8 protein-coding genes are annotated in these 14176 nt (G+C 37.6%); all 8 read right to left on the bottom strand.

Annotated features, from left to right (window positions below; genetic code table 11):
• Nucleotides 1–265 precede the first annotated feature (265 nt).
• Nucleotides 266–2494 carry a GumC family protein gene (locus NLP_RS22870; protein WP_104908361.1) on the bottom strand — a complete coding sequence of 743 codons (2229 nt, stop codon included), beginning with the start codon at nt 2492–2494 and terminating at the stop codon, nt 266–268.
• 810 nt (nt 2495–3304) lie between these two features.
• Nucleotides 3305–4501, bottom strand: a complete 1197-nt coding sequence (locus NLP_RS22865; protein WP_104908360.1) for a glycosyltransferase family 4 protein — start codon at nt 4499–4501, stop codon at nt 3305–3307.
• The gene (locus NLP_RS22860) at nt 4485–5786 is read right to left on the bottom strand and encodes a nucleotide sugar dehydrogenase (RefSeq protein ID WP_104908359.1); all 1302 of its coding nucleotides are present in this window, start codon (nt 5784–5786) and stop codon (nt 4485–4487) included. The genes NLP_RS22865 and NLP_RS22860 overlap by 17 nt, the downstream gene beginning before the upstream one ends.
• A 68-nt stretch (nt 5787–5854) precedes the next feature.
• The gene (locus NLP_RS34295; RefSeq protein WP_199784672.1) at nt 5855–6418 is read right to left on the bottom strand and encodes a hypothetical protein; all 564 of its coding nucleotides are present in this window, start codon (nt 6416–6418) and stop codon (nt 5855–5857) included.
• Between the two features lie 217 nt (nt 6419–6635).
• Nucleotides 6636–7880, bottom strand: coding sequence for an O-antigen ligase family protein (locus NLP_RS22850; protein ID WP_104908358.1), 1245 nt, complete (start codon nt 7878–7880; stop codon nt 6636–6638).
• A 10-nt stretch (nt 7881–7890) separates the two neighbouring features.
• Nucleotides 7891–8994: a glycosyltransferase family 4 protein gene (locus NLP_RS22845; RefSeq protein ID WP_104908357.1), complete on the bottom strand. Its 1104-nt coding sequence runs from the start codon at nt 8992–8994 to the stop codon at nt 7891–7893.
• Between the two features lie 85 nt (nt 8995–9079).
• Nucleotides 9080–10507, bottom strand: coding sequence for an oligosaccharide flippase family protein (locus tag NLP_RS22840; RefSeq protein WP_104908356.1), 1428 nt, complete (start codon nt 10505–10507; stop codon nt 9080–9082).
• 382 nt (nt 10508–10889) lie between these two features.
• A complete protein-coding gene (locus tag NLP_RS22835) occupies nt 10890–12332 on the bottom strand; it encodes a sugar transferase (RefSeq protein ID WP_104908355.1) in 1443 nt (480 codons plus the stop codon).
• Nucleotides 12333–14176: the final 1844 nt, after the last annotated feature.

Below are 14176 nucleotides of genomic sequence, written 5' to 3'. Positions count from 1 at the left end.
ATAAGAGCGCTATATAATTCTAAGTCCGGTTAATTACTTATTATTTAAAACTTCTTGCGTCTTTGCATCAGTCTTTATTAATAAATATTTATCCGAACTTGATCTAATATGATGTCCGGTTAAAGCACTTATCATCAAGACCGCAGGGGGGGCAGAGGAGCTTCAGGTGCAGAGGGGAGCGGTTTTTGGGCTTTCTGTATAGATTTGGAAATTATAACTAATTAGCTGGACATGAAATAACTCCTAAAATAATTTTTTGCAAGCTTTATTTTTTCGCCAGTCCCTTCAACTCTTTTGTCAACTCTCTTGGTTTAAAATATTCGTGAGAATGATATTTATAACTACTAGATTCATTTTTATCAATGACTCCGTTGACTACTAAACCTAAAACGTTGTAATTGGATCTCTCTAATATCTCTTGAGCAGCATTAGCACTGTTGGAATCAATTATTCCAGGTCGGGCTACTAACAAAATACCATCAGTCATTTGGCTTAAAGTCAAAGCATCGGCTGCCAAAAGTAGTGGAGGAGCATCAATAATTACAAAGTCATATTTATACTGAGACGAGAAATTCTCAATGAGTGATGCCATCCGTTTTGAGTCAAGCAAAGCAAGTGGGTTGGGAGGTCTAACTCCAGCAGTTAAAACATCAAGGTTGTCCATTACCTTAGATACGGCAATCTCAAATTCAGCCTGACCTACAAGAACCTCACTCAAACCAACTTCATTGGTTAGTTGCCAGAGATGATGCTGAGAAGGAACTCGCATATCTGCATCGATCAGTAAAACTTGACGTCCTAGTTGAGCGATCGCTGCTGCCAAATTAGCTGAAACTGTAGACTTGCCTTCTTTAGGAACTGCGCTAGTAATCACAATGGTTTTGAGCAAATGATCTGAACTTAAGAATTTCAGATTTGCTTGAATCATCCGGTACATTTCGCTCGTTAAAGAGTGGGGAGTATCCCTGACGGCAATTGTTTGAGATATTGATTCTGCATTTGAATAACGAGAACGAAGCTTTTTAACAGACAAAGGAACAATTCCTAGCAAAGTATATCCAAATACATCTCTAATCTCTTTAAGTGTTTTTAGAGATCTATCTCTCATCGCGAGAAAAAGTACAGTTGTGGTAGCAAAAAACAAACCGAACATGACTCCTAGCACCAAAACAATTATTGTTTTGGTTAATGTAGGATCTTCGGGCACTAAAGCCTGAGCAATAATCCGGGAACTAGGCGTATTTGTATTTTCAACTAACTGTAGCTCTTGAACCTTTTTCAATAGAGTTTGATAGGTTGATTCTGCAACTTCAACTTTCCGATCCAACTCTCGCTGGTTTTGTGCCAGCTGGGGTATGAGTTTCACCCGCTGTTCGTACTTGACACGAGAATTATATAGAGAGGAGAGTCTTTGAGTTAAACCAAAACGTTGTATTTCTGATTGCAAAAAGTTTTGTATCAGGCTTTGTCTGAGTTCTCCAATCTGCAATAGGCTCTGAGGAACTTGTGTTTGATTGCCAATAGTCTGCCCAACTTGCTGTTGCAGGAGAGATTTTAAATTAGCTTTTTTTGCTTCTAGGTTAATAATTATTGGATTGTCATCTAGAAAACGGCTGCGTTCAACCGCTAACTGCCGATCAGTCTCTTGGAGTTGTGTAAGAATTCCCTGTACTGCTGGTGACTGACTGAGGGCACTCACAGCGATCGCTTCCTGAGAATTTAGCTCTACTTTCTGCCGCAGTTCATTGGTTTGGGCATTTACCTCATCCAGTTGAGCTTTGACAGTATTCATCTCATTATCTAGATTTCCAATAGTCGCAACAGCTGACCTTGTCTCTTCTGCTAAATCTGCAATCTGATGCTTTTGTTTAAATATACGTAGCGCTACTTCTGCATTGTCAACAGCAGCTTGAGTTGTAGGAAGTTGCTTGGCCATAAACTGACGAGTTGCTCCTGCCTCAGAGCGATTTGTCAGAATATCATTTTCTAAATAAAACCTCATAATTGTGTTAACTACTGCCGCTGCTTCTTCAGGATCGTGACTTCTATAAGCAATACGCAATACATCTGTCCCACCAACAATTTTTAGGTTCAGGACTTTTAGTAGTTCTTTCACCTCCAGAGGTTCACCTTCGTTGTCTTTGAGTTGTAGTTTGTCTATTGTCCGTTGCAATAAAGCTGGGGAAGAAATAACTTCTATCTGACTGCTTATGGGATTTTGAGTTGCTACCAATGGTTTCAAATCTCCTGAGTCTCCTCCTTCAGCGGTACCAGGAGAAAGATTATTGCCTCCTACTTTAAAACTGGGAACTCTAAATAACAGTTTTCCTTCTGCTTCATAGTCTGGCTTCAGAAATTGTGTAGATATGGCACTCAGAATAACTGTCGCCACAAATATACTGAAAGCCGGTAGCCACCACCGTTTCAATATCAATAAGTAACGACTAAGGTCTAAATCAATAGATTCTCTAGATTCCATAGATTTTTCTGACATAAATCTTCCAAAGTACAGGTCTTAAGAAACAAACTCAATATTGATCTACTCTGAGTAGCTACAAAGCACACCTATTAACTAAGAGTGACACTATTTTACAATATATATAGTATAGACTATTTAAGTTAAAAAACCTGAAATCATTTACAGGCTTTGGTTTCAGGAATCTAAGAGCCAATACTTAGGAGGTCGAGGAGCATTATTAAAAGCACATGCGATACCAATTCATGCTGATTTATGGTTCAATTAACCCTCTTCTAAAAAACTGTATTTGCTTCAGGTTGAGGAATAAGCTCAAAACCAAAAGCCTAATGTTTTTTGTGGAGGTTATTAACCATTCGCTCTCGGTAACACTGCTCATAATAATCCATACCAGGATCGGTATAATTTCTTCCTGTTGTCCAAAGTTGGTAGAAAATCCGCGCTATCTTATCTTATGAGCAGTAGCAGTAATGGCTTTAGGGGCGCCAAGTCGGGAACGTAAGCGACGATATAAATGTGCCCAATGCAGAATGGCACTTTCCTGCGGTTTGTGCGACCATACGCAAAGCATTGGTGGCACGATTAACAACTCGACGAGTCTGAGAGCTTTGAACTTTTTTCGTAGCTTTACTTTTGTTTCCTTCATCCATAGCGGACACAGCCTCATCCGTTAAGGGACTTTCATCATTTAGCCTTGATTATTTTCTGCCCAAAGCCATAAAAGAGCGTTAGTCAATTTGAGGTTTTTGAAGATCAAAATTTCCTCCTGATTGCTTAACCTCATCAAATTACGAATATATTCTCACGACATTTCCATCTGCCGTGTTGCTACTTACGTTGCCAAGCTTTCTCATAAGCTTCTAACAGCTTAGGTACTTGATGTCGCCACTCTAGTTTCTCCTCCATTCTTTGTCTACCTAGCTCTCCCATCTTTTGTCGCCGCTCAGTGTCCTCTAAAAGTTCAAGAATGTTCTCGGCAAAATCCACCACATCGTTGCCTTTGGCATAAACAGATGCTCCCTCTGCCGATCGCCTTCCTTCCAAAAGGTCAAACTGAACAATGGGTTTTCGCATTGCCATGTACTCCATGATCTTGTTCATAGTCGAACGATCATTGTAGGGCATTTTTTTATCGGGATTAGCACATACATCACAGCTAGAAAGTCGTGCCAAAAGTTCATTATCAGGAATACGCCCGGTAAATTCTACAAACTCCTTAACTTCTAACTCTTCAGATAGTGCCTGAAGCTTCTCAAACATCGGTCCACTACCGATGAGCATAAACTGAATATCCTGGCGTTTTTTTTCATAGACAATGTAGCGCACCGATTGCAGCAGGTAATCGATTCCCTCCGGTTCTCCCATAACACCAACATACCCCACCAAATACTTTCGACCTTTACGGTAGAGTGGGTTGGGCGGTACGGGTTGAAAACGGGAAAGGTCAGGTCCACTGCGAACAACGAAGACATCCTTTGGACTCTTGCCTCCACGGGTAAGTGCTACCGAGAGGTAAGATTCATTAGTTGAGATAACTACATCTGCTGTCGCAAAGGTCAATCGCTCCACCAACGAGAGCCCATAATAAAAAATGTCTCGTCGTCCATACTTAGCTTCGTACATCTCTAGATTGATATCATGGTGGTCAAATATGACTTTTACACCCTTGAACAACTTGAACCATCCTGCCACCAAAAACAGTAGATCTGGAGGATTGCAAATGTGAACGATATCAAACCCTCGCTCTCGCCACACCCGATGAGCAAGGCGAAACTCCCAAAAAAGAGCTGTACCATACTCCCTTAAATATCCTGAGACCGAGCTGATATCAGGTGGCATTTGGTGGCGATAAATATGAACCTGATCGATTACCTCGTATTCTTGTTCAAAGCCTTTACCTTTGGGACAAATCACCGAAACTTCATACCCAGCTTTTGTCAGGGTGGTGGCTTCCATCCATACGCGCCGATCAAAGGGAAGCGGGAGGTTTTCGACAATAATCAGTACCCTACCATGCGATGCCATGATAACCTAACTCCTTAGTTGTTTGATTCAAGACCCCGGCTAGATCCAAAATTTGTATTCCTTTGGGGGCCTCGAGTAGTACTTGGCGAAACTCTGGTGTAGCATGCGTAACCACTGCCAGATCTGCTCCCTCCAAAGCTTGCTGGGAATTTGGTACTAGCAACGCCTCAAAATGAGGCAGGTTACTCTGGATATAGTCAAGGTTGGTTCCCATTAGTCGGGCCTCATATACCGCGGGGTCATAAATTTTCACCTGACAGCCTTCTCCAATCAACCGCTTGACTAGCAGTACCGCTGGACTTTCTCTTAAATCATCTGTACCTGGTTTGAATGCCAATCCCAAGACAGCAATCTGTCTGACTCCAAGGCGTAACACCTGTTGGGCAGCCAAATCAACTTGAAGGCTATTAGTAGTTGGGAGGGCGTTTAGTAGGGGAACTGGTACATCCATATTCTTTGCGTGGTAAAGCAAAGCACTCAAATCTTTGGGCAGACAGGAACCACCGTAGGCAAATCCAGGACGCATGTAAACAGGGGAAATATTTAACTTCGTGTCCTGCACAATGATATTCATTACTTCCCGTCCATCTACGCCAAAGGCTTTGGCGACTCGTCCGATTTCATTAGCAAACCCCACCTTAGCAGCGTGCCAGCAATTGGCCACATATTTAACCATTTCCGCCACAGAAGGTTGGACTACTGTGAACGGTGCATCTACTGTGGCATACATCTGCCGTACTGCAGCTTCTGCCACAGGAGATTCAGTACCGATAATGGTGTAAGGTGGTTGATCGTAATCTTTGATAGCCGAACCTTCGCGTAAAAACTCTGGATTAAATGCTAGATGAATAGAATTATCACCTATGAGACTATCTAGCAGGTTTTGACACTTTTCCAATGTTCCTGGAGGGACAGTGCTACGCAACACAACCACATGGCTTTCAGTTTTATGGATGGCAGCTTTTCCAATCTGCTTGCACACATTCCAAACGTAGGTAAGATCCGGTTCTCCCCTCTCTCTTGGAGGTGTGCCGACGCTAATGAGTGAAACATCTGATGCTAGCACAGCCGCTTCAGCATCTGTAGTAGCTCTGATTAAGTTAGCTGCCACTCCGTCAACTAGCAACTGACTCAGCTGTGGCTCTACAATGGGCGACTCTCCCTTGGCGATCAAATCCACTTTTTCAGGATTTACATCTACCCCAATTACTTCGTGTCCATCTCGTGCCAGGCAAGCTGCTGTTACGGCACCCACATATCCCAAACCAAAAATGCTAATTTTCATATCTATCCAGTCCAGTTGTTATTCTTTGATGAAGTACAAAACAATCAAGCCCATAAGGCAATCTTCATCTAGCATCTTAAATTTAATACTGAGCCATATAAATCCATAAAATAAATCCAATGTTTTTTTATATCTAGAGGAAAAACACTTGTTCTCGCCTTCGCTCCTAGAGAAAGCCTCAAAGCCTCATTTTCAATCAAAGACAGTTCAGCGTAGAAAACATGGAATTGACTACGATGATCATGTAGAATTATCGGCTTGTGAAATACCCAAGCTAAAAATGTCATAATTCCTTGTCGTAAAACACTGCCGCGCTGGGAAATTTCAAGTTGAACAATATCAACTTCTTCCCTCACTAACATCCACACAAATTTCCATATAGCTTTCAAAAATACTATAATTTTTATTGCTATAGCTCCTTCTTCGTGAGTAATTATATGACAAATGTGAACCTCAGAAGGAGCATACTCCAAAAAAAGCTTCTCGTAATTGGAAATTCCACCCTGTTGGAGTAAGCTAGGTCCTAACAGGATAATTTTGAGACTTTTACTTCGATACAATATAGGTTGCACTTTTTTAGTAATTTGTCTATTGTTGGTTGATGTATCAACAATAGAATTAGAGTTGCTCATTTTAATATTTTTTCCATGGTTTTAATCATCGCATATTATCTTAAAATATTCTCAAAATGCGATTATTTTTCAATCTTCTCAGGTTGAAAGACTTTTTTCAAATAATGCACGCCCTCAGAAAACGCTTATAGCGATCTTCGTATGGTCTGAATCCCCACTACAAAAACAATGGCTTTAGAACATTTTTGAAAGTTCTATGCTGTACACTTTGTTTTTTTCATGATTTTATTTTTATTTCATGTTTCATTCTTACTGAGAAAGATACCGCCACATAGAGCATCCAATTCAAACTATTAGATTCCAGCAAGGCAGATTCAGTAAGGCTAGCTAAGGCTATATATGTCATATGTATAAGTGGCCAAACATCTAATGCTGTTTTAGTACCACGCACCCAAGCGAATCCTTGTAGATAATTGCGCCAAAATCCTAAAAAGAATAATCCTAACCCTAAAAGACCCAAATCCAACCAAAGAGCCAGATAACCATTGTGGGGGTGGTTTGGCATCCATCCAACTATGCGCCAAATATAAGCAGATTCGCCATCCCATCCTTGCCAAAATCCGCCATAACCATAACCAAGCCAAGGATGTTTCCAAATCATATCGAACACTAATGGCCAAATGTCTGTTCGACCCGTCAGTGTTGCATCTTTACCAACTGAACCCAACAGGACATCAGCGTTATCAGAGAACCAAAAATAGAAACTTTGGCTGATTGTTGCCATCATTATTAGGGTTGGTACCATGACCTGGTATGGCCAACGCCAAATTAGAAAAGCAAAAAATGCCAACATTATAATTAATAGATTAAATAGAGCTGAAGTGGAAAAGGCAAGCAGTAAGAGTAGTATTGACAAGCTAAAACCTACCCAGAAAAACCAACCACGTCTTTTAGCTTGATAACCAAGGACAAAAAAAACCATAGTACTAGTTACCATCCTGGCTCCCAGACCGTTTTTGTGCGTGAATACTCCACGCAACTTTGAGCCACCAAGGTCGTGCTGTATGCCGTATTGAGGCAAAGCTACAGCAAAAATGATACTTAATACCATAATAATTCCAAAATTCCAAGCTAGTAAATGTAATTGCTGTTTTAAGCTATATCGCGAAGCAAAATACAGCCCAAATAAACTGGAATTAATTAGGGTAAAACTATTTTTTAATGTTGTTGATGGTGCAAAAGACCAAATAATAGAAACAGCTGCCAATAAAAGTAAACAATAAAGCAAAAGGTCTTTACTTAAGACCAGTAAATAAAGAGTTTTCTTCCAACGCAAACCTAGTAGTAAGAAGGTAATTGCGTAGATTACGAAAAAAATAATCCGAACCCCGGAGCTATCATATTCTACCAAATCATTCTGTCCAGCTCCTCCTGACAGTACGAGAACAAAGATTGCCCCTGAATACATTAGCAAGCTCGCAATTGTGAATCCCTGTTCAGCAAAAATTAGTATTTTCCTCATAATAATTTAACTAATCTTTATTTTGCATATTCATTTCTTTATAATAAACTTGAGCTGTTTGAGCGGCAATATTTGACCAATTTAAATCTTCCTGACAACGAGCTAATGCCGCAGTTTGCATACGTTGTTGCAAGTCGCGATCGTTTAATAAACAAATAATCGCATCAGCTAGAGATCGGACATCACAAGGTGGAACTAATAACCCATCTCTTTTATGCTGAATTATCTCACTTAATCCCCCTACTTCAGAGGCTACAACCAGTGCTCCCATCCCATAAGATAAGGCTGCTACACCACTTTGAGAGGCTTCTATGTATGGTAGAACTGTTATCGTACTGCGTTGAAATAAATTACTTACTTTTTCAAGGGGGATAAAGTCATTGATAATTTCGTAGTGTTTTTCATCATAACCATTAGGGAAATATTGTTTTATGCTTTCTCCCCGTCCAGCGATAATCAGCTTAACTTCAGGTATACGTTCAGCAATTAAAGGCATAGCCTCAAGCAAATATTTCAATCCTTTATAGGGCCAGATGCGTCCAAAAAATATTAATGTATTTGGATCGCGAGTCTGACTATTCTGATTACCCCGACGCTGATACAAACTACCAAGTTCCCCATGTGGTAAAACATTGACTCGCTCTTGAGGTATACGAAATTGTTCAGTTAGAATTTTTTTGAGTTGATGAGTATGGACAATCAATTGTTGGGAACGATAGAAGGCAATACGCCTGGTATACTCTGAACCGAATACAGCCATCCTATCCCCTGGGTGACGGAATATATCGTGGATGGTTGTCACCAGTGGTGGCATCTTGTTGAGTAACAAAGTCCAATCATACCAAGGATCGTTAGTTTCTTGCACATGCAAAATATCTGGCTGTATGTCTTTGATAATACGCATCATTGCGTACATAGACAAGAGGTTGCGCGGGTCGCGAATCCGTGGTTTTTTAAAGCTAATCACGCGGATACTGGAATCAAGAACATTCATACAGACATCTGAGAATTTTTCCGGGTGAATTAGCGTTAAATCAACATATTTAACCAGACTGTTTGCTAATTCAATGGTGTAATCTTCAAAGCCAAAATGTAATAAAGCAACTTTAATCATAATTAGAATTATACCTTCACTTTAATTATTTATTACACCATTTTTTATGAGTTAACAATAAAAATTTATCTTAAACGAATTACTGCTATTTTAACAATTTGAACCATAAAAAACGAAACCCTCCAAACGCACGAATACCTAAATAAATCACCAATAAAGCATAGGCAAAAGTTGCAATAATTAGAGTGAATACAAAATCTAAGCTAAGTTTTTGTAATAATATTAATATAGGTAGCATCACAATAGTTATTATTAAGGGTCGGCGCATAATGCGCCATAAATTTAATGAAAATAGGCGAGTATAGGTGAAATAAATATACTGGCTAAAACCAGAAATAGTCATTAATAATGCCATTAAAGCTGCACCTAGTAACTGATAGTGCGAAACTAATACCACACCTCCCAAGCTCCCTAATGTAGTGGTAAAAACTACTTCACGTAGGTTCACTATCTCGAAACCATTGGCTACAAGTACATAACTCAGTGAGCGTGTAAACGGTAAAAAAACGAGTGATGCAGCACTTAAAACAAGGGCTATATTTGCTTCAGCAAAGCTAGCATTATAGAGAAAAACTAGTAAATCTTTGCCAAACAGTAAGATTCCAAGATATAAAGGCAATGCTATAATTAGTAGGATTTCAATCAGATTTTCAGCTATCTGCCTCTGCTTGTCACGTCCTTGCTCTACTGCCTTTGAAAATCTTGGAAATATTGCTAAAGCTATACTGTTAGCAATAATCAAAAAGGGTTGTAATAATTGTGTTATTCCACCAAATAGACCTACTAAAAGCTCATTTCCTAACAATGAAAGAATCAATATTTGAATTCTGCCACTAACTACAGCTATTGCTTCAATAGCAAAAAATGTACGTGCACTTTTAATTGTATTAAAGATAAAACTCCTATCAATCTGCCATTGTATTTTTACTAACCGAACTATAAAAATCCATTCAATTACCAAAATTAGTGTTTCTGAAAAAACTAGGATCGCCCCCAAATATTCAATTCCATATTTGAGTTGCATCGCCCAAATCATTATTACTAGGCGTAAGATATAGACTGGTACTGTAGCGAGCGCTATCAGATGCATCTTTTCTTTAGCTTGAAAAATCGCCTCTGTGATATTAGAAAGCGCAAAAGGAACGATCGTTAAGCCCATTATGTAACAAACAGTCGAGGTCTTGGAACTATAGGGAAGCAAAAACACTACAATTACCAATGCCGCATAACTAAATAAACTAAATATTAACTGTAGCCACGTACCACTCATTAGATAGACTGGTGTTTTTTGTGGCTCACGAGCTAGTTCTCTAGTAAATAATGTCTTTAGCCCTTGTGAGGCAATGCCCACAAAAATAAAATAGTAGCTATATGCGAGTAGATACTGCCCTAAAGCCTCAGCTCCTAAAGTACGAGCAATAGAAGCGGTTAATACAAATGCTGTAATGCTTTGTGCTAACCGATTGAGTATCATTGAAAGGGAATTACTTATGAATTTGTACTTTTCTACCATTCTTGTAATTCTTAATTCAGCTTAATTCGTTCATTTTGAGTCACCATGATTTTTTCGGATAGATCCTTAGAAATAAAAGAAGTTTTTTAAAGGATGTTTTAAAAGTCCCGAAAGGTATAATTTTGCAATTCTGTACTGGGTTAAGTACAACGCAAAATCATGGTTTCGCCATATACTGAGATATCTTGCTGTGCTAAACTATGATAGCAAAAGACCCTTTTAAAACATCCTCTTAGATCCCTCTCAAACAGGTAACTAATCAGCAAGGTAGAAAAATCTAAATTTAATCCGCTATCAACTAAACTGTAGACTGCACTGCAATACTTTTATCAATACGTAACTTATATTCTGTAATGCTGAACCTATACGGCTATGATTTTCTTTAGTAAGCACCATCTTTTTTCAAAACCACCATAACTGTTTTAAGGAGAATTTCAAAGTCTAAAGCAAGTGACCAATTTTCGATGTAGCTCATATCCAGATGAATCACTTGTTCAAAATCTAAAATATCAGATCGACCTGATACTTGCCAAAGACCTGTAATACCAGGCAAAACTTCATGTCGAATAAAATGATGTTCAGAAAACTTATCAACGTCTCTAGTAGGTAAAGGGCGAGGACCTACTATACTCATTTCTCCAAGGATAACATTAAAAAGTTGGGGCAATTCATCTAAGCTGTAACGACGGAGAAACTTTCCAACACGGGTAATACGAGGATCGTCTTTTATTTTAAAGATAATTCCATCTTTTGTTTCATTTAAAGCTTCTAATTCCTTCTGTAGTGTTTCTGCATCAGACCTCATAGTTCTGAATTTCCATACTTTAAACTGTTGTCCATGTAGACCTATACGAGTTTGCCTGTAAAATACTGTCCCAGAAGAGTCAAGTTTTATAGCTATAGCTATAGCTATATAAATCGGGAATGATAACATTACAAATAAAGTCGCCAAACAAAAATCACAAATACGCTTTATCCAAAAGTCTTTACCTGTAATTATAGGGCAATCCAAACTCAGACAAGGCATTCCCCCTATCTTATTAAATTCTACGTTTCTATAAATTGGTTTTAATTCCATCGGTAAGATATGTACTTGAATCCCAGATGCTTGAAATAACCAGCACAAAAACATTCTATTTTTTAGAGCATCCCAAGATATAAAAACTTCTGTTACACCTAATTCATTAAGTTGACTCAATGTTTGTTGGCGTTTATATCTGTCTAATGAGTTAGCATTTGCCGTTCCAGAGACAATATAATGCTTTTCTTTTTTTATAAAGCTAGCAATCTGTTCGCGCTCTTGAGGATCGCAAATAATGAATACAGAAGAACGAACGATTTTTTTCTGCTTACGCAAATATTCAAGAGTAACATTTACAGCATATCTACCAGTGCAAATAAATAATATACTTAGCAACCAAGATAATAATATCAATCTTGAGCTTGTGATATCAACAACTGGCTTATACAAAGAACAAACAAGGACTATTAATCCATGAGCAAAAGTTAAGGATTTGATAATATTCCAATAGTCATAGCGTTTTTGACCTTCTCGATAAATACCTTGGAGAGCTAGCGATCCGATTTGAATTCCAATAGTTATTAAAATCGGGAAATATTGACTCGGTACATACCAAGAAAGATGTTCAGAAGAAGATTGATATCCAGCAAAAATCCAAGCTAAGGACAACAAAGTATAATCTACTAAAAACAATGTTGTTAATCTTAACCACCACGAACCCTTGCGTACCCTGACAAATGCAGATGCACGTAAATCTAAAGATACTTCACTCAATTTATTTGTTGCAATGCTTTGATTACTCATAGTTTAGTAATGCCTGGTATCGTTAAAAAATTTATGAAAACCTACTATATAATCGGTATCTCTTAACTCACACTCACGTTTTCATTTCAAAAAAGTTGGTCTTTATAGTCTACTATTGAACTTTTTTCAGAGTAACTTATAAGTTCTTTATTAAAAGTATATTCCAGAATTTATTTAAGTGTAACTACTACTCTAGTACTTAACTTTTGTTGACATGATAACATCCATCCTGTTTCGTACGGAAAATTCTAGCTTTGATGCTAAAGCAAAGGGGATAAGGATTTGCTGGTAAATAACTTAGGATGTTTGAATAACATTCCTGACATTAACAATCAACTTGGTCAGGTAAACAATATTAGTATTTTTAATGTACGTGTACAAAATAATTGGAATGTATTAGCAGAATTAACCCTCTTTTGCGAATTTTACCAGAGAAGAATTTCTAGTTTTTAGGGAGTTTAGCAACAGGGCTATTTAAATAAACAAATCATAAATAGCGATCGCATAACCCATGATTTTGCTTAAAATTTAGGATAGACATAATGTACTTTTCTCCCCAGAGTCACAAAATAGGGGTCGCATCGCAGAGGTACGACTTTCTAAAGAGATATAGTTACATCTCTTTAGAAATTACTTTAGCATGTTTGCTTATACTATTTTAGTTTTGATTAAAAGCTTCTTTGTTTCTTTACGCATAATTACTTATTCACAAAACTTACACAATTAACATATAACAAAGTGCATCAAAAATTTGATTATCGTTATAAAAATTTACATAAACCAATATTGTGATTTAACTTGGGTCAGCTTCATGGGTACATTTAAAAGAATTAGTAACAAATTAATGATAATTATAATTAACAAGCAAAGTTAAGCTCAATAATGTATGTCTAATATCTGTAAGTCTTGCAGTATCTTCATTCTAAACATTTTCACCTCCTGAGAGAGTCAATTTTTTAATATGTTTTTGATAAAACTTTTTTGTGTCCTAGATTTGGATTTTAGACCGCTCTAATTCTTGTTTATTAAAAATTGAGGGTTTAGGCACGGTCATATCACCGTCAAAAAATCAACATCTGACTTGCTGCGAGTCATTATCTATAGCCAAAAACCTTGAATAAGTTTTCGCTCTAAGAAAAAGCAAGGGTTTTAATGTATTTTATGTCACACTTTTTTAAATGTTAATTCTATGTGCAAAACTTTCACTTTATGTATGCTTTATATAGTGAGATGAAACCGTGCTGATGATGGTTTCACTGAGTCGGCATAACGGTCTTTCATCAATCTTGGTGAAAATTAATGATTTTTTGTCATCTCAGTTAACGAAAAATCAACCCTTTAACCTAAACTCATGGAAGAACAATAAGTAGAAAAGGATAAATAAAGATGAATGAGGCTAAAACCCTCTTTTTTTCTGCTTTTTGCCTTTTTGAACTTTTGAGACTTGGGGCGGAGTGCCCTAACGCCGCAAGTTAGCGATTAAACTTCTCTTTGCCCCTTCTTGATTCTAATGACAATTTTTTACACCGAGTTGAGCTTACTTAAGTCTTTTAGCAAATCCGATCGTAGCTTTACACTATTTTTACATATCAATAAACACAATGAAGATTCTGTAATGATGATTTTCCCATTAGGGAAACTTTCGTAAAAAAGGATAGAGTATTTTTAGATATTGTATATTCAATTATACACTGTAAAAAAAATCGTTTTTTAATGAAAGGTAAAGTAAGCAAATTATAATTGTTGCCTACATTTTTCATGCTTAGTTAACAGTTAAGACGAGATTGAGTACAAATCGGCAAATAGATTATTATACGGATAATCAATCGATTATCTAAAGGTAT

Origin of the sequence: Nostoc sp. 'Lobaria pulmonaria (5183) cyanobiont', assembly GCF_002949795.1 — a bacterium.
Taxonomy (GTDB): Bacteria; Cyanobacteriota; Cyanobacteriia; order Cyanobacteriales; family Nostocaceae; genus Nostoc.
Note: the sequence above shows the minus strand (reverse complement) of the source record. Positions and strands in the feature narration are given on the sequence as shown.